The organism is Planomonospora alba (assembly GCF_039534085.1).
GTDB lineage: Bacteria > Actinomycetota > Actinomycetes > Streptosporangiales > Streptosporangiaceae > Planomonospora_B > Planomonospora_B alba.
This window is the reverse complement of sequence record NZ_BAAAUT010000022.1, coordinates 96,611-112,809: the sequence shown is the minus strand read 5'-3', so window position 1 is coordinate 112,809 and position 16,199 is coordinate 96,611. Positions and strand designations below refer to the sequence as shown.

Annotated in this window: 18 protein-coding genes and 1 pseudogene; 12 read left to right on the top strand and 7 right to left on the bottom strand. The window is 75.3% G+C overall.

What is annotated here, in order from left to right:
• The first annotated feature begins 121 nt into the window (after window positions 1-121).
• The gene (locus ABD823_RS15425; RefSeq protein WP_344860056.1) at window positions 122-1,480 is read left to right on the top strand and encodes a PepSY-associated TM helix domain-containing protein; all 1,359 of its coding nucleotides are present in this window, start codon (window positions 122-124) and stop codon (window positions 1,478-1,480) included.
• A gap of 158 nt (window positions 1,481-1,638) precedes the next feature.
• On the opposite strand, the gene ABD823_RS15420 is transcribed toward ABD823_RS15425, so the two are convergent.
• Together ABD823_RS15420 and ABD823_RS15415 are read right to left on the bottom strand one after the other, a co-directional pair.
• A complete protein-coding gene (locus ABD823_RS15420; RefSeq protein WP_344860054.1) occupies window positions 1,639-1,935 on the bottom strand; it encodes a sulfurtransferase TusA family protein in 297 nt (98 codons plus the stop codon).
• The gene (locus ABD823_RS15415; RefSeq protein ID WP_344860053.1) at window positions 1,932-2,588 is read right to left on the bottom strand and encodes an ArsR/SmtB family transcription factor; all 657 of its coding nucleotides are present in this window, start codon (window positions 2,586-2,588) and stop codon (window positions 1,932-1,934) included. The genes ABD823_RS15420 and ABD823_RS15415 overlap by 4 nt, the downstream gene beginning before the upstream one ends.
• 58 nt (window positions 2,589-2,646) lie before the next feature.
• On the opposite strand from ABD823_RS15415, the gene ABD823_RS15410 reads away from it, so the two are divergent.
• Both ABD823_RS15410 and ABD823_RS15405 read left to right on the top strand, forming a co-directional pair.
• A complete protein-coding gene (locus ABD823_RS15410) occupies window positions 2,647-3,711 on the top strand; it encodes an MBL fold metallo-hydrolase (protein ID WP_344860051.1) in 1,065 nt (354 codons plus the stop codon).
• Window positions 3,708-5,009, top strand: coding sequence for an MFS transporter (locus ABD823_RS15405; RefSeq protein ID WP_344860049.1), 1,302 nt, complete (start codon window positions 3,708-3,710; stop codon window positions 5,007-5,009). Before ABD823_RS15410 ends, ABD823_RS15405 begins: the two co-directional genes overlap by 4 nt.
• A gap of 86 nt (window positions 5,010-5,095) precedes the next feature.
• Here the strand turns inward: ABD823_RS15405 and ABD823_RS15400 are convergent, their stop codons facing one another.
• On the bottom strand, window positions 5,096-5,737 hold the full coding sequence (locus ABD823_RS15400) for a class I SAM-dependent methyltransferase (protein WP_344860047.1): 642 nt from the start codon (window positions 5,735-5,737) through the stop codon (window positions 5,096-5,098).
• Between the two features lie 5 nt (window positions 5,738-5,742).
• On the bottom strand, window positions 5,743-6,693 hold the full coding sequence (locus ABD823_RS15395; protein ID WP_344860046.1) for a cytochrome P450: 951 nt from the start codon (window positions 6,691-6,693) through the stop codon (window positions 5,743-5,745).
• 89 nt (window positions 6,694-6,782) lie between these two features.
• On the opposite strand from ABD823_RS15395, the gene ABD823_RS15390 reads away from it, so the two are divergent.
• The 3 genes from ABD823_RS15390 (at window position 6,783) to ABD823_RS15380 (ending at window position 8,266) form a co-directional block, all read left to right on the top strand.
• Window positions 6,783-7,400: a TetR/AcrR family transcriptional regulator gene (locus tag ABD823_RS15390; RefSeq protein WP_344860044.1), complete on the top strand. Its 618-nt coding sequence runs from the start codon at window positions 6,783-6,785 to the stop codon at window positions 7,398-7,400.
• Between the two features lie 105 nt (window positions 7,401-7,505).
• Window positions 7,506-7,658 (top strand): hypothetical protein, encoded by a 153-nt coding sequence (locus tag ABD823_RS15385; protein WP_344860043.1) that lies wholly within the window; start codon window positions 7,506-7,508, stop codon window positions 7,656-7,658.
• A 188-nt stretch (window positions 7,659-7,846) separates the two neighbouring features.
• Entirely contained in the window at window positions 7,847-8,266 is a 420-nt protein-coding gene (locus ABD823_RS15380; protein ID WP_344860041.1) for an ATP-binding cassette domain-containing protein, read from the top strand.
• Here the strand turns inward: ABD823_RS15380 and ABD823_RS15375 are convergent.
• The gene (locus ABD823_RS15375; RefSeq protein ID WP_344860039.1) at window positions 8,208-9,677 is read right to left on the bottom strand and encodes an IclR family transcriptional regulator domain-containing protein; all 1,470 of its coding nucleotides are present in this window, start codon (window positions 9,675-9,677) and stop codon (window positions 8,208-8,210) included. The genes ABD823_RS15380 and ABD823_RS15375 overlap by 59 nt on opposite strands.
• Window positions 9,678-9,958: 281 nt before the next feature.
• Between ABD823_RS15375 and ABD823_RS15370 the strand changes: the two genes are divergently transcribed.
• The 6 genes and pseudogenes from ABD823_RS15370 to pcaDC all read left to right on the top strand — a co-directional run bounded on the left by ABD823_RS15370 (window position 9,959) and on the right by pcaDC (window position 14,033).
• Complete coding sequence (locus tag ABD823_RS15370; protein ID WP_344860037.1) at window positions 9,959-10,699, top strand: CoA transferase subunit A; 741 nt, start codon at window positions 9,959-9,961, stop codon at window positions 10,697-10,699.
• Window positions 10,696-11,325, top strand: a complete 630-nt coding sequence (locus tag ABD823_RS15365) for a CoA transferase subunit B (RefSeq protein WP_344860036.1) — start codon at window positions 10,696-10,698, stop codon at window positions 11,323-11,325. The genes ABD823_RS15370 and ABD823_RS15365 overlap by 4 nt, the downstream gene beginning before the upstream one ends.
• A 53-nt stretch (window positions 11,326-11,378) precedes the next feature.
• A pseudogene (locus tag ABD823_RS15360) lies at window positions 11,379-11,534 on the top strand (3-oxoadipyl-CoA thiolase); the annotation flags it as partial.
• A 7-nt stretch (window positions 11,535-11,541) separates the two neighbouring features.
• Complete coding sequence (gene pcaH / locus ABD823_RS15355) at window positions 11,542-12,282, top strand: protocatechuate 3,4-dioxygenase subunit beta (protein ID WP_344860034.1); 741 nt, start codon at window positions 11,542-11,544, stop codon at window positions 12,280-12,282.
• Window positions 12,279-12,869 (top strand): protocatechuate 3,4-dioxygenase subunit alpha, encoded by a 591-nt coding sequence (gene pcaG / locus ABD823_RS15350; RefSeq protein ID WP_344860032.1) that lies wholly within the window; start codon window positions 12,279-12,281, stop codon window positions 12,867-12,869. The genes pcaH and pcaG overlap by 4 nt, the downstream gene beginning before the upstream one ends.
• A gap of 42 nt (window positions 12,870-12,911) precedes the next feature.
• Window positions 12,912-14,033 carry a bifunctional 3-oxoadipate enol-lactonase/4-carboxymuconolactone decarboxylase PcaDC gene (pcaDC, locus tag ABD823_RS15345; RefSeq protein WP_344860031.1) on the top strand — a complete coding sequence of 374 codons (1,122 nt, stop codon included), beginning with the start codon at window positions 12,912-12,914 and terminating at the stop codon, window positions 14,031-14,033.
• Between the two features lie 22 nt (window positions 14,034-14,055).
• On the opposite strand, the gene ABD823_RS15340 is transcribed toward pcaDC, so the two are convergent.
• Window positions 14,056-15,372 (bottom strand): DUF6895 family protein, encoded by a 1,317-nt coding sequence (locus ABD823_RS15340; RefSeq protein ID WP_344860029.1) that lies wholly within the window; start codon window positions 15,370-15,372, stop codon window positions 14,056-14,058.
• On the bottom strand, window positions 15,369-16,166 hold the full coding sequence (locus ABD823_RS15335) for an ABC transporter permease (protein ID WP_344860028.1): 798 nt from the start codon (window positions 16,164-16,166) through the stop codon (window positions 15,369-15,371). Before ABD823_RS15335 ends, ABD823_RS15340 begins: the two co-directional genes overlap by 4 nt.
• Between the last annotated feature and the right edge of the window lie 33 nt (window positions 16,167-16,199).

Sequence of the window (16,199 nt, the reverse complement as noted above, 5' to 3'; positions counted from 1 at the left end):
GTGGCCGCCGCGGCGGCCGCGCCCGCCGGTCCCCGGGCAGCCGCGGCCGCGCCGACCCTGACGAACCCCGTCTGGGGCCCGCACCTGCCTGTGCGCGCCCCCGTGAACGGAGAGCCGTTTCATGACCTCTGACGTGCGCGAGATCCAGCCCGCTCCCGAACGATCCCGTCCCGCCACCTGGCCCGCGGTGCGCGCCCTGCTGCTGCGCCTGCACTTCTACGCCGGCATCCTGGTGGCCCCCTTCCTGCTGGTGGCCGCCACCACCGGCCTGCTGTACGCCGCCTCCTTCCAGTTGGAGAAGGTCGTCTACGCCCACGAGCTCACCGCGCCCGCGCCGGCCGGGCGGGCGATGCTGCCGCTGGAGCGGCAGATCGCCGCCGCCCGCGCCGCCCATCCGCACGGGACGGTCGGCGCGGTCCGGCCCGCCGAGCCCGGCGCCACCACCCGCGTCCTGCTGGACGTGGACGGCCTGCCGGACTCCACCCGCCTGGCGGTCTTCGTCGACCCCTACACCGGGGCGGTGAAGGGGACGCTGGAGAGCTACGGCAGCTCCGGCGCGCTGCCGGTGCGCGCCTGGATCTCCACCTTCCACCGGCACCTGCACCTGGGCGAGGCGGGCCGCCTCTACAGCGAGCTGGCCGCCGGCTGGCTGTGGGTGGTCGCGCTCGGCGGGGTGGCGCTGTGGCTGAGCCACCGCCGCCGCGGTCTGCGGCCCGACCGCAGGGCGACCGGGCTGCGGCGGACCCTGTCCTGGCACGGCTCGGTGGGCCTGTGGATCACGATCGGCCTGCTGTTCCTGTCGGCGACCGGCCTGACCTGGTCGGCGTACGCCGGAGCCAACGTCGACAAGCTCCAGACCGCGCTCGGCTGGACCACCCCCGTCCTGCCGGGGGCCGCCGGGGACCACTCCGGGCACGCCGGCCACGGCGGGCACGACGGCGGTGCTCCCGCCGGGGCCGACGCCGACCGCGTCATGAGGGCGGCGGCGGAGGCGGGGCTGTCCGGGCCGCTGGAGATCGCCTGGCCTGCCGGGCCCGGCGCCGCCTACGTGGTCAAGGAGATGGACCGCGACTGGCCCCAGCGCAACGACCAGGTCGCCGTCGACGCGGGAAGCGGGCAGGTGACCGGTGAGCTGCGCTTCGACGACTTCCCGCTGGCGGCCAAGCTGATCCGCTGGGGCATCGACGGCCACATGGGCGTATTGTTCGGCCTGCCCAACCAGATCCTGCTGATGGCGCTGGCGGCCGGGCTCATCGCCATGATCGTCTGGGGCTACCGGATGTGGTGGCAGCGCCGCCCCACCCGGGGCTTCGCCGCCCCGTACGCGCGTGGCACCTGGCGGGCGGTGCCCCTGGCGGTGCTGGTGCCCGCCGGGGCGGTGGCGGTCGCGGTGGGCGTGTTCGTCCCGCTGCTCGGCATCTCCCTGCTGGCCTTCCTGGCCGCCGACGTCGTGCTCGGCCGCGTCCGCGCCGCCCGCTGACCGGCCGGGGGCGTCGCGGGTTCAGGGCCGGTGCGCGCGGGCACCGCCGCGGCGGCCCTCCGGCGTGCGGGCGAAGACCGCCATCGGCAGCCGAGGGTGGAAGTCCGCTGGCAGCAGGGTGATCTGCCGCCAGCCCCGGCTCTCCGGTGGCCGCCTCCTCAGCGGTCGCCGGAATGCCAGGGCCGGTCGGCCGCGGTGGAACGGGCATCGGCGGCCACCGCCAAGGCGTAGGCCGAGCGGGGAGTGTACGCGCCGGTGGGGCCGAGGTAGGTGTGGCCGGTCAGGTGGCACCAGGCGGGCAGGTCGATCGGCGCGGCCGGATCGCTGGCGATCAGGTGCACCACGGTGCCGGGAGCCAGACCGTTGACCAGGCGCCGCAGCTCGATCAGCAACTGCACGCACCGCCGGTCCCCGCCGTCCAGCACCACCGGCCCGCCGGGGCTCGGCGCGCTCATACGGCGACCGGCAGCTCGGCCAGGCGCCACTCCAGCATGCCGTCGGCCAGCCGTGCCGCGCGGCGGCCGCGGGCGGTCAGCTCCCGCACCGCCTCATGGGCCATCACGCAGTAGGCGCCGCGGCAGTAGGCGACGATCTGCCCGTCGTCGGGCAGGTCGGCCAGCCGGTCGGCGAGCTCGTCCAGTGGAACCGACAGGGCGCCGGGGATGTGCCCGGCGGCGTACTCGGCGGCCGGGCGCACGTCGATCACCGTCACCTCGCCGGCCTGGATGCGCTCCAGCAGCTGGTCGCGGGTGACCTGCTCGGTGTCGCCGGATCCCAGGTAGGCGGCGCGGGCGCGCTCGACCTCGGCCAGGTGCGCGGCGGCGACGCCTCGCAGGTGCGCCCACAGGGCGGCCACGTCGGCGCCGGCCAGCCGGTAGAAGACCTTCGTGCCCTGCCTGCGGGTGGTCACCAGTCCGGCCTGGCGCAGCACCTGCAGGTGGCTGGAGGCGGTGGTCAGCCCGAGCCCCGATGCCTGCGCCAGGGCTTCGACCGAGCGCTCGCCCTGGGCCAGCAGGTCCACCAGTTCCAGGCGCTTGCCGTTGGCCAGTGCTTTCCCGACCGAGGCGAACGCCTCGAACAGCGCCGTCTTGGCAGCCGTGTCACCCATTTGACAATCCTCCAAATATCCTTGGAATACTGTATCTATTGGAGAGCGGAGAAGCAACATGATCATTCCGATCGCGGACGAGGGCCTGGGGAACTCGTCCTATCTGGTCGATCTCGGTGACGGCCGGGCGCTGGCGGTGGATGCGAGCCGGGACCTGCGCGCCCTGCGCGCGGCCGCCGGACGGCATGGCCTGACGGTGGCGTTCGCCGCCGACACCCACCTGCACGCCGACTTCCTGTCCGGCGCGGTCCAGCTGGCCGCCGACGACGGCGCGACCGTGCTGGCCTCTGCCGCCGGCGGCCGGGCTTTCGACCATGTCGGCCTGACCGACGGCGACGAGATCGGCCTGGGCGCTCTGACCTTGCGGGCCCTGGCCACGCCGGGCCACACCGGCGAGCACCTGGCGTTCGTGCTGCTGGACGGCGCGACGCCGATCGGGGTGTTCTCCGGCGGGTCGCTGATCGTCGGCTCGGCCGCCCGCACCGACCTGTCCGGACCCGAGCGCACCGAGGAACTGGCGCGCGCCCAGTACCGCTCGCTGCGGCGCCTGGCCGCGCTGCCGGACGAGACCGCGCTGTGGCCCACCCACGGTGCGGGCTCGTTCTGCTCGGCCCCGCCCGGCGAAAAGCGCACCTCCACCATCGGCGCCGAGAAGGCCGCCAACGCGCTGCTGCAGGCCCCCGGCGAGGACGCCTTCGTCGCCGCGCTGCTGGGCGGCCTGGGCGGCTTCCCGCCGTACGTCCTCGCCCTGCCGGAGGCCAACCGCATCGGCGCGCCCGTTCTGGCCGGCGGCATGAGCGCCTGGGGCGGCCCGACGCAGAGCATCGCCCTCCTCGGTGCCGACCGGCTGGAAGGCATGCAGGTGCTGGACGTGCGCCAGGACGCCGAGTACGCCTCCGGGCACGTCCCCTGCGCGGCGCACATCGAGCTCGGCTCCCTGCCCGCCCGCGCCGACGACGCGCCGGACGGGCCGGTGGTGGTGATGTGCGGGCACGGCGAGCGCGCCATGACCGCCGCCAGCCTCCTGGCGCGCACCGGCCACCGCGAGGTGCGGGTGCTGGAGGGCGGGCCCGAGGACTGGGCCAGGGCCACCGGCCGGATGCCGGTCGAGGGGCGGGCATGAGCGCGACCGTCCCCACGTCCGGCGGCACCGGCGGCGACACGGGGGACGCGGCAGGCGCCGGGGTGGGCATCCGGCTGGGCCTGGCCGCCAACCTTCCCCAGTTCGTCCTGCTGGTCGCGGTCAACGCGCTGGTCGGCGGCATGCTCGGCCAGGAACGCATCACGCTGCCGCTGCTGGCCGAGACCGTCTTCGGCCTGTCGGCCCACACCGCGGCGCTGACCTACATCCTGGCCTTCGGCACGACCAAGGCGATCACGAACTTCTTCGCCGGCACCTGGTCGGACCGCTACGGCCGCAAACCGGTGCTGATCGCCGGGTGGCTGATCGCGCTGCCCGTCCCGGCGATGCTGGCCTGGGGCCCCTCCTGGGGCTGGATCATCGCGGCGAACGTGCTGCTGGGTGTCTCCCAGGGATTGACCTGGTCGACCACCGTCATCATGAAGATCGACCTGGCCGGGCCCGCGCGGCGCGGCCTGGCCATGGGGTTCAACGAGGCCGCCGGCTACTTCGCCGTGGCCGCCACCGCGCTGGCCACCGGACACCTGGCCGAGCGGTTCGGGCTGCGCCCGGCGCCGTTCCTGCTGGGCGCCGCCTACGCCGCCCTCGGCCTGGGCCTGTCCACGCTCATCGTGCGTGAGACGCGCGAGCACGCCCGGGCCGAGGCCGCCGCCCACCCGGTCGGCGGACACCACCACGCCGAGCTGTCCACGCGGCAGATCGCCTGGCGCACCAGCGTCGGTGACCGGTCGCTGTCGGCGGCCGGCCAGGCCGGGATGGTCAACAACCTCAACGACGCCCTGGCCTGGGGGATCTTCCCGCTGGTCTTCGCCGCCCGCGGACTGGGCGTGGCCGAGATCGGGGTGCTGGGCGCGCTGTACCCGGCCGTCTGGGGGCTGGGGCAGATGGCCACCGGCTGGTGGTCGGACCACGTGGGCCGCAAGCACCTGATCACCGCCGGGATGCTGGTCCAGGCCGCCGCGATCGCGCTCGTGGCGCTGGGCGAGTCCTTCACCGTGTGGGCGGCCGCCCAGGTGCTGCTCGGAGCCGGGACCGCGCTGGTATACCCCACCTTGCTGGCGGTCATCGGCGATGTCGCCCACCCGGCCTGGCGGGCCCGCGCGGTCGGTGTCTACCGGTTGTGGCGGGACGGCGGTTTCGCCGTCGGCGCGCTGCTGGCCGGGATCATCGCCGACCTGTGGAGCCTGGAGGCGGCCGTCTGGACCGTGGCCGGCCTGACCGGGGTCTCCGGCCTGGTGGTGGCGGTACGTATGACCGAGACCCGCCCGGGACGAGCATGATGGCCCATTCCGGCCTGGCCGGCGGGCCGGCACCGGGAACGCTGGTCGCGCACACCGCCGGCGCGCTCCCGCGACCCGGCTGACGGTCAGCGGCCGGTGGCCGCCACGGCGGTTCCCCGCGTGTGGAAGGAGAACGGGGTACGGGCCTCGGGCAGCAGGAAGCGCTCCAGCGCGGTGACGGTGAACCCGGCCCGCTCGATCAGGGCGACGGTGTCGCGGCCGGTGTGGCAGCCGCCGGCCAGGCGCGGCCAGACGGTCGCGTCCAGCAGCCGTTGCAGGCGCGCCAGGCCGGGTGAGTCGGCGCGCCCGTGCTCCAGGAACCGCAGCCGCCCGCCCGGCCTGAGCACCCGCCGCGCCTCGGCCAGCGCCGCCTCGACGTCCGGCAGTGAGCACAGCACCAGGCAGAACACCACCGCATCGGCGCTGCGGTCGGGGACCGGCAGATGCTCGGCCACGGCTCCGGCGACCTCCACGGGAACCGGGGCCGCGGCGGCGGCCGCGTGGGCGGTCTCTCGCAGCCGGGGTTCCGGTTCGACGGCGAGCACGCCGGTGACGGCGGGCGGGTAGTGGGCGAAGTTCACCCCGTGGCCCGCGCCGACCTCGATCACCTGCCCGGTCAGGGGCGCCAGCAGTGCCCGGCGGTGCTGGGCCATGCCGCCCTCGTCCATGGCGGCGGCCAGCCGGGGGTAGATCCGGCCGAAGACCGGCCGGCGGGTGCCTGTCCTCATGGCGGTCACCAGGTGACCGGCAGCGCGGTCAGCCCGCCGGTCAGCACGTTCGCGTCGAAGGTCAGCTCCTCCACCGCGCAGCCCAGCGTGGGTGCCGGGAAGCGGGCGGCCAGCTCGGAGAAGACCACCTGCAGCTCGATACGGGCCGGCGGGGCGCCGATGCAGTAGCGGGCGCCGTGGCCGAAGGTCAGGTGCGGCACCGCCGGCCGCTGGAGGTCGAAGCGGTCGGGGTCGGTGAAGACGGCCGCGTCGTGGTTGGCCGCGCCGGTGTCCAGCAGCACCAGGTCGCCCTCCCGCACATGCACGCCGGCGATCTGAAGGTCGGTGCGGGCGTAGCGGGGAATGCCGCCGCCGCCCAGGCCGGGCGCGCGCAGGATCTCCTCCACCGCGGCGCCGATCCGGGAGGGGCCGGTCACCAGCGCCCGCCACTGGCCGGGGTCGGCCAGCAGCCAGGCCGCGCCGTTGCCGATCGCGGCCACGGTGGTCTCGTGCCCGGCGAACAGCAGGGTCATGCCCGTCGCGGCGGCCTCGTCGTCGCTGACACCCGGCGTGGCGGCCAGCCGGGAGATCACGTCGGCGTCCGGGTCGTCGCCGTCGGTGCGTTTGCGGGCCACGAGCCGCTGGCCGTAGGAGAACAGCTCGGCCAGGCCGCGCTCGGAACGGGCGCGGTCGGTGACGTCGGCGGCGGCCTGCGTCCATTCCCGGAACTGCGCGCGGTCGGCGAACGGTACGCCGAGCAGCTCGCAGATCACCGCGATCGGCAGCGGCAGCGCCAGCGCCGCGTGCAGGTCGGCGGGCGGCCCCGCGGCGGCGAGATCATCCAGTAGGGCCGCGGTGAGCGTCTCGGCGCGGCCGCGCAGCGCGCGCATGCGCTTGGGCGAGAAATGCGGCTGCAGCAGCGGGGCGGGCCGCATCGGGTGGGGCTGCTCGAACGGCAGCCGGGCAGGTCCGGACATGACTCCTCCAGAAGTAGACAAGGATTTGTATACACCGATGTCTAAAACGCTACTTGTATACTCGTGGTTCTACAAGTGGAGGAGCGGAGATGACCATCCCCGACCACGGCGGCCCCCGGGCCGACCCCGGCGCACCGGCGCAGCCGACGCCGGTGCGCCGGCTGCGCCGCGCCGAGCGCCGCGAGCAGATCCTGGACGCCGCCACCCGCGCCTTCGCCCGCGCCGGGTACGCCGCCACCGGCCTGGACGACGTCGCCGCCGAGGCCGCCCTCACCCGGGCCATGCTGTACCGGCACTTCGAGTCCAAGGCCGACCTGTACCGGGCCGTGCTGGACCGCGCCTGCGTCCGGCTGGCCGAGGCCACCGGAGGCGACGACTTCGACGAGGGCGCCATCCCCGCACTGCTGCGCGCGGCCGCCGCTGATCCCGACGGCTTCCGGCTGCTGTTCCGCTATGCCGCCCGCGAGCCGGACTTCCGTGACCTGATCGACTCCATCACCGCCGCCTCCCGCGAGATCGCCCACCGCAACCTGGCCAGAGTCATCCCGGCGGGGCCGTGGCTGGACTGGGCGGCGAACCTGATCCCCGCCCTCACCGTCGAGGCGGTCATCGCCTGGCTGGAGGCCGGCCGACCCGACCCCGAGGCCGCCGCGAGCCGCATCGACCAAGCCGTGCACGGCGTCATCGCCGCCGCCCAGCCCCGCTGACACGGCCTTCCCGGCCCGGCTGCCGACCGCCGGGCCTGACGCAGCCGCTGTTGCGCGCCGATCGCCCGCGAGCCGCTCGCCGAGGCGGAGGCGGCCGAGCTGGCGGTGCTGCTCAAGGCGGTCACCGCGGCGGCGACGGGCAGGCGCCTGCGCTGGGCCACCTGCAGCGCCACGGTGGTCAGCGTGCCCATCCCGAGGACCCTGCCCGCCACCGCGAGCGGGTGCGGGTGCCGGATCTGGCTCATCGGCCCAGGCTGATCGGCGGTACGGCGAATCCGTCACTACCAAGGTCGGACCCGTACCGCACCGGGGGAGGACACGGCCCGACCGCGCGCCCGATGCGGCAGGGCGGGCTGCCGGGCGAGGCTGACAGGCATGGACACCTCCATCAGGAGGACCGGGACGATTCGCACCCTGCCGGGCGGCGGCGGGACGGCACAGGAGGCATGACATGGCGATCCTCGCCCGAACGGTCGAGGTCACCCGCCAGTTACGGCGACGTGCTCGCGCTCGACCGCGTCTCGCCCGACATCCGGGCGGGTGAGCTGATCGGACTGCTCGGCCCGAACGGCGCGGGAAAGTCCACCCTCATCAACCTCTTCGCAGGGCTGCGCCGGCCCGCGTCGGGCACGGTGGAGCTGTTCGGCGGCTCGCCGCTGGACCCGGCCAGGCGGCGCGGCATCGGCGTGACGCCTCAGGAGACCGGGCTGCTGCTGGGGCTCGGCGTGCTGGTCGTGGGCGCCGCGCCGTTCATGCTGATGGGGCCGTTCATCGGCTTCACGCTGGCGTCGAAGGCCGCGGTGGCGGTCACGGGGCCGCGGGGACGTGGCGGAGGTCCGTCTCGATCCGGGAGGCCGTTTCGGTGAGGGCGGGGAGGACGTCGCGGACCAGGTCGCCGGGGGTGGCGCGGCCGGCGTGGGTGGCGACGTTGAGGGCTGCGACGGTGCGTCCGGCGCGGTCGCGGACGGGCACGGCGATGGAGCGGAGGCCCTCCTCCAGTTCCTGGTCGGCCAGGGCGTAGCCGTCGCGGGCGGCCTGCCGTACGGCGTCGGCCAGCGCGGCGGGAGAGGTGATCGTGTGGCGGGTCAGCGGCCGGGGGGTGAGCTGCGCCAGGCGTTCCTCGGGCAGGCCGGCCAGCAGGACGCGGCCCACGGAGGTGGCGTGGGCGGGGAAGCGGGTGCCGACGGTGATGTCGACGCTCATGACGCCGGCGGTGGGCACGCGCGCCACGTAGACGACGTCGTCGCCGGAGAGCACGGCGACCGAGGCCGACGCGCGGACCCGGGCCACCAGGTCCGCCAGGTGCGGCTGGACGATCTGCTGGAAGGTCAGGGCGGACAGGCGGGCGTAGCCGAGCTCCAGCACCCGGGGCAGCAGGACGAACCGGGTGCCTTCGGCCGCCGCGTAGCCCTGCCGCTCCAGGGATCGGACCGCGCGCCGTACGGTGGCGCGGGGCAGGCCGGTGGCCCGGGCGGCGTCGGCGAGGGTGAGCCCGCCGGGCGCCGAGCCGAGCGCGACCAGCACGGCCAGGCCGCGGGCCAGCGACTGGAGGTAGGCCGCGCCCAGCTCCGCCTTCACGGCCGGTGAGGAGTCCGCGGCTCCGGCGGGTCGGGGAGCGGGCGAGTCCCCTTTCAGGGCCGGCTCCCTCAGGGCCGTCTCCATCGCGCCGACCGTCGCGCGCAGCCGGGGCAGGGCGTGCTCGCGCAGGCCCGCGACGTCGTGCCTGCTGGTGTGGCTGACCACGCTGGCCGCGCAGACGGCTCTGCCGTCCGGGGCGCGCACCGGCAGCGCGACCGCGACCAGGCCCGGCTCGACGAGCTGGTCGTCCTCGGCGCACGGCGCCGCGGGGCCGCGCAGGGCCAGCCCGGCGGCGCAGCGGTCGGCGGGGAGCGTGTCCCCGACCCGGAAGGTGATCGACAGGGCGCGCCGCCGGGGGAACTGGGCGACGAACCGGACGTCGTCGCCGTCCGGCACGGCCAGCGAGACCGACTCGTCGAGCTCGTCGGCGAGCCGCCGGGCGTGCGGGCCGAGGACCCGGGGCAGCCCGCTGCAGGCCAGGTAGGCCGCGCCCAGCTCCGCCAGAGGAGGGGCGACCAGCAGGTCGCGGCCCTCGGCCCGCAGATAACCGAGGTGCAGGAGGGTGGAAACGACGCGGTCGACCACCGATCGGGCCAGGCCGGTGGCGCGGACCAGGTCGGTGGCGCGTGCCCGTCGGGGATCGGCGCACAGCGCGCGCAGCACGGTCAGGCCGCGCTCCAGGGTTCCGGCCGCTTCCATCGCGCTCCTCGCTCAGCGGAGATCAGCGGAAGGATCCTTTGACAGGAGTGCCTCCGCTGCGGATACTCGTCTCCACGCTAGCGAACTGAAGTTCACTGAGCGAACAGCTCGCCCGGTGGGCGCGGCGGATCGGACGGAGCGTCGTGCGGACGGACACGGGAAGAGGCGGTCCGGGGACAGTGCCCGCAGCGGGCCCGGCGGCGGACCTGGCGGCAGGTCCGGAAACAGGCCCGGCAGCAGACCTGGCTACAGGTCCGGCAGCGGGCCGGGGGCGCGGCAAGGTGGCGGCCTCGGCCGCCGAGGCGCTGGCCGGGGTGCGCGACGGCGCCTCGTTCGCGGTCGGCGGCTTCGGCCTCAGCGGCATCCCGGCCGTGCTGATCCGGGCGCTGTACGAGATCGGCGTGACCGGCATCAGCGTCGTGTCCAACAACTGCGGGACGGACGGCGGCGGCCTGGGCGTGCTGCTGGCCGCCCGGCGGATCGCCCGGGTCACCGCCTCCTACATCGGCGACAACACCGAGTTCGCCCGGCAGTACCTGGCGGGCGAGCTGGAGGTCGAGCTGACCCCGCAGGGCAGCCTGGCCGAGCGGCTGCGCGCGGGCGGGTGCGGCATCCCCGCCTTCTACACCCCCGCCGGGGTCGGCACCCCGGTCGCCGACGGCGGGCTCCCGCTCCGCCACGCCGCCGACGGGTCGGTCGCGGTGGCCTCGCCGCCCAAGGAGGTCCGCGCGTTCGGCGGCCGGGCCTACGTCCTGGAGCACGCCATCACCACCGACTTCGCGCTGGTCCGCGCGGCCAGGGGGGACCGGCACGGCAACCTGGTCTTCGCCAAGGCCGCCCGCAACTTCAACCCGCTGGCCGCGATGGCCGGGCGGATCACCATCGCCGAGGTCGAGGAGCTGACCGAGCTGGACCCCGACGAGGTCCACCTGCCCGGGATCTTCGTGCAGCGGGTGCTCCCGCTCACCCCCGATCAGGCCGCCGACAAGGGCGTCGAGAAGCGGACGGTGCGCACCCCATGAGCTGGAGCAGGGACGAGATGGCCGCGCGGGCGGCGGCGGAGCTGCGCGACGGCGACTACGTCAACCTCGGCATCGGGCTGCCCACGCGCATCCCGTCGTTCCTGCCGGCCGGTACGGGCGTCGTGCTGCACTCGGAGAACGGGATCCTCGGCGTCGGCCCCTACCCGGCCGAGGACGAGGTCGACCCCGACCTGATCAACGCGGGCAAGGAGACCGTGACCGTGCTGCCCGGCGCGTCGTTCTTCGACTCGTCGCTGTCGTTCGGCATGATCCGCGGCGGTCACGTCGACGTGGCGGTGCTGGGCGCGATGCAGGTCTCGGCCCGGGGCGACCTGGCCAACTGGGCGGTCCCCGGCAGGCTGGTCAAGGGCATGGGCGGGGCGATGGACCTGGTGCACGGCGCCCGCAGGGTGCTCGTGGTCATGGAGCACACGGCCAGGGACGGCTCACCCAAGATCGTTCAGGAGTGCTCGCTCCCGCTCACCGGCCGGGCGTGCGTGCACCGGATCATCACCGACCTCGGCGTCCTGGACGTCACCCCCGGCGGGCTGCGGCTGGTGGAGACCGCCCCCGGGGTGAGCCCGGACGAGCTGCGCGGCCGCACCGGCGCGGAGGTCGTCGCATGAGCACGGGAGCGGTCTACGTCCTCGGCGCCGTGCGCACCCCCTTCGGCCGGTACGGCGGAGCGCTCGCGCCGGGCCGTCCGCCGGGGGCCTCCGGGGCCCGGATCACCGGCACGGTCGCCCACCGGCCGGCCGCCGCCGGATCCGGCACCGGCCCGGCCTCCCTGTGCATCGGCGTCGGTCAGGGCCTGGCCGTCATCCTCGAAAGGTAACCACCCCATGTCCCTCACCCAGGCCGACATCGACCGGGAGATCGCCGAACGGCGTGCCGCGGTCGCACCCGGCGACCATCCCGCGCGCGACTACGCCCCCTACCGCAGCACCCTGCTGCGCCACCCGAAGCAGCCGCCGGTCGCGGTGACCGATCCCGAGGCCGCCGAGCTGACCGGGCCGGTCTTCGGCGTCACCGACGTGACCGCCCTGGACAACGACCTGACCCGCCAGCACCCCGGCGAGCCGCTGGGCGAGCGCATCACCGTGCGCGGCCGCGTCACCGACCGCCACGGCCGCCCGGTCCGCGGGCAGCTCGTGGAGATCTGGCAGGCCAACGCCTCCGGCCGCTACCCCCACCAGCGCGACGACCACCCCGCGCCGCTGGATCCGAACTTCACCGGCGTCGGCCGCTGCCTGACCGGCGACGACGGCGAGTACACGTTCACCACGATCAAGCCGGGCGCCTACCCCTGGCGCAACCACGTCAATGCCTGGCGGCCCGCGCACATCCACTTCTCGCTGTTCGGCACGGCCTTCACCCAGCGCCTGGTCACCCAGATGTACTTCCCGGGCGACCCGCTGTTCCCCTACGACCCGATCCTGCAGTCGGTCACCGACGAGCGGGCCCGGCAGCGGCTGGTCGCCGCCTACGAGCACGACCTGTCGGTGCCGGAGTGGTCGCTGGGCTACCGGTGGGACATCGTGCTGGACGGCCCCGCCGCGACCTGGATGGAGGAGGGCCGGTGACGTCCTCCGCGTCGGCGTCGAACCGTGACCGGTTCGCCGAGGGCCGCGGCACCGGTCCTACCCCCTCGCAGACCGTCGGGCCGTTCTACGGCTACGCGCTGCCCTTCCCCGGCGGCGGCGACGTCGCCCCGGCCGGCGATCCGGCGGCGATCACCGTGCACGGCCGCGTGTACGACGGCGCGGGCGACGCGGTCCCCGACGCGCTGCTGGAGTTCTGGCAGGCCGACCCCGCCGGAAATCTGGCGGGCGCGCCGGGCAGCCTGCGCCGCGACCCGGTGACCGGCGCGGTCGCCGGCAGGAACGGGGTCGACTTCACCGGCTTCGGCCGGGTCGCCACCGACGCCGACGGCCGCTGGGTGCTGCGCACGCTGGCGCCCGGCAACGGCTACATCAGCGTCTGCGTGTTCGCCCGCGGCCTGCTGCACCACCTGTTCACCCGCGTCTACCTGGCGCCCGACCCCTTCCTCGACACGCTGCCCGCCGGGCGCGGGCGCACCCTCCTGGCCGAGCGGGAGCGCGAGGGCGTGTACCGGTTCGACATCCACCTGCAGGGCGAGAAGGAGACGGTCTTCCTTGACTTCGGATGACCCCCGGAGCCCGGACGGTTCCGGGGCGCCGCGGGAGGAGAGATGACGGCGCTGCACCACCGGATCGACGGCCCCGAACACGGCGAACCGCTCGTCCTCGGGCCCTCGCTCGGCACCTCGCTGCGGGTCTGGGAACCGCAGCTGGCCGCCCTGGCCCGCCGGTTCCGCGTGGTCAGGTTCGACCTGCCCGGCCACGGCGGGTCCGCTCCGGGCGCCCGCGGCGTGCGGACGATGGAGGACCTCGCCGACCTCGTGCTGGAGACGGCCGAGGCCTGCGGCCTCACCGGCTTCCACTACGCGGGGATCTCCATCGGCGGCGCGATCGGCGCGACGCTGGCCGTACGGCACCCCGGGCGGGTGCGGTCCCTGGCGATGCTCTGCTCCTCGGCCCGCTTCGGCGAGCCGCGGGCGTGGCGGGAGCGGGCCGAGGCGGTCCGCGCCGCGGGGACCGGGCCGCTGGTGGAGGCCGCCGCCCGGCGGTGGTTCGCCGGCCCCGTACGGCAGCCGCTCCTGGACGACCTCGCCGCCGCCGACCCGGCCGGGTACGCCGCCTGCTGCGACGCCCTGGCCGGCTACGACCTGCGCGGCTCCCTCGCGGAGATCACCGTCCCCACGCTGGTCCTGGCCGGGCGCGAGGATGGCGCGACGCCGCCCGCGCACGCCCGGCTGCTCGCCGACGGCATCCCCGGCTCCAGTCTGGTGGAGGTCCCCGGCGCCGCCCACCTGGCGGGCGTCGACCGGCCGGAGCCGGTCACCGCCGCCCTGCTCGCGCACCTGCCCGCGCAGGAGGGGACGACGGTCCGGCGCGAGGTGCTCGGCGACGACCACGTGGACCGGGCGATCACCCGCACCACGGCCTTCACCCGCGACTTCCAGGACCTGATCACCCGCTACGCGTGGGGGGAGATCTGGACCCGTCCGGGCCTGGACCGCCGCACGCGCAGCTGCGTCACGCTGACCGCGCTGGTGGCCCGCGGCCACCTGGAGGAGTTGGGCATGCACGTGCGCGCGGCGCTGCGCAACGGCCTGTCGGCCGACGAGATCGGCGAGGTGCTGCTGCAGACCGCGGTCTACTGCGGGGTGCCCGCCGCCAACGCCGCCTTCGCCGTCGCCCAGCGCGTGCTGGCCGAGACCGCCCCCGGCACCCCGGGGGAGCGACCGTGAACCGCATCCGGTGCGCGTCCGTTCAGCCCGGCGGGCGCCGGGACCGCGCGCAGCAGAGGGCGGCCGCCGCGCGGAGCAGGGGATGGTCGCCGTGGCCGAGCCGGTCGGCGGCGCGCGTGACGTCCGCCAGCACAGCGGGATCGCGTGCCTGGACCCCGAGCACCAGCAGGGGAGCGAGGTAGGACGACCAGACGGCCCGGCCGCCCGGCGGCGCGGTCCGCAGCGCTTCGGGCGCCTTTCGCGTCCACGACCGGATCTCCTCGGGGTCAGCGCACGGCAGCGGGGGGAGGGGCGGTTCGGGGCGCCGGTCCTGGGGACGGGGGAGGAGCCGCAGGCTCCGCCTGCGGACGGCGGCGGCCAGGACCGCCACCGTGGTGGTGTGGTAGCAGGTGCCGAACAGGTAGGCGGCCGCCTTCTCACCCGACAGGCCGCTCATCACCTCGGGGCGGTGCACGGGGCTGGGCACGGCGCCGTCCGGCCGCTGGGCCCGGGCCAGGGCGTTCCACCCCTGACGCGCCGTCGGGCCGGTTCCGTGCCCGTCGTCCAGCGCCGTGGCGCACAGCAGCAGTTCCGCCAGGAGGTCCAGGCTGCCGCGGGAGAGATGGACCCCGAGCAGCACCTGTACGGTCTCGCGCAGGCGGGCCGCCTCCGCGGTTCCGCCGGGGAGACGGCGGTGGCGGCCGAAGTCCGTCATGTAGAACAGCACGTGGGTGAGGGCGTAGGTCTCGCTTTCCGTCAGCTGCAGCAGATCCGGGCCGAGAGCGGCGATGCTCTGGCCGTGGAGCGTGCGGGCGTCGGGCAGCGAGGCGGGGGCGGTGAAGCCGCCGCGGTCGATGAAGTAGCGCAGTTCGATCCTGTTGACCACGGGTTTGTAGGGCCGGGCGTGGCCGCCCGCGTCGGCGGCGAGCAGTTCCTGGCAGGCCGCGCGCAGTGCGGGCTGAGGGCGGCCGAGCAGGTCCAGGAGGGCGACCAGGTTGAGATGGTAGGGGAAGAACTCGTCACCGCGGGCCAGGCCGTGTCCGAAGTCCGCTCCGGCGGCGACCTGGGCGGCCAGGTCGAGCGCGCGCGCGGACAGCGGCGCGTGCCTGGGGAGGACGCCTGTCTGCTCCAGCACGCGCACCAGGCCCACGAGCTCCAGGAGAGGGCCCGGCCGGAAGGGGCGCCGGGGCAGGAACCGCTCCCAGCGCGGGGGCGCGAACCACTCCAGGTGCGCTTCGAGCCAGCCCAGCGCGCGGGTGAGCACCCGCTCGGCCGCCTCGTCCTCGTCCGCGGGCCTGCCGCCCGTCCGGGCGTGGGCGGGCAGCGGAGGCCAGGAGACGTCACCCGCCGCGGCGCTCATCGGCCGCTCCGGATCCGCAGCAGGGCCAGGACCGCCGCCAGCATCGCGCCCAGCACGCACAGGTCCGTCCACCACGGCAGCAGGCCGCCCGTGCCGAGCAGCGCCTGGCGGGCCAGGTCGACGGCGTACGTCATGGGGTTGAGGTGCATGACCCAGGCGAGCCAGTCGGGGGCGTCCTGGGGGCTGAAGACCGACCCGGACAGGAACAGCATGGGGAACATGGCGAGCTGCACCGTGGCCTGCAGCGTCTGCACGCGTTCGATGACGGTGGCCAGGCAGAGGCCGATGACGCTGAAGACGACGGCGGCGAGCGCGTAGCAGCCGAGCGCGGCGGTGAACCGGCCCGGGGTCAGGGACACCCCCGTCAGCGGGGAGAACGCGAGCATCACCGCGCTCTGGGCGGTCACCATCCCCGCGCCGGCCGCGATCTTCCCCAGGGGCAGGCAGATCCGGGGCACCGGGGCGACCAGGAGTTCGCGCAGCACGCCGTACTCCCGGTCCCAGGCGTAGGTCTGCCCGGAGGCGACGCCGATCGAGACGACCTGGATGGCGATGATGCCGGGAAGGACGTAGGCGCTGAACGGCACCGAGCCGACCGAGCCGATCATCCCGTTGAAGCCGACCGCGTAGACCAGGACGAAGAACAACAGCTGCACGGCCTGGCTGAGGAGCATGCCCGGGCGTTTGACCTGCCGCAGCAGGTCGCGGTGGGCGATGACGCCGACGGCGCGCAGCGCTGTCCGCAGCGGCTGGTCGGCGGCGGGCGGGGGAGCGGCGACGGTGGTCGCGGTCATGGGATCTCCTCGCGGTACGCGGACGTCGCGCGC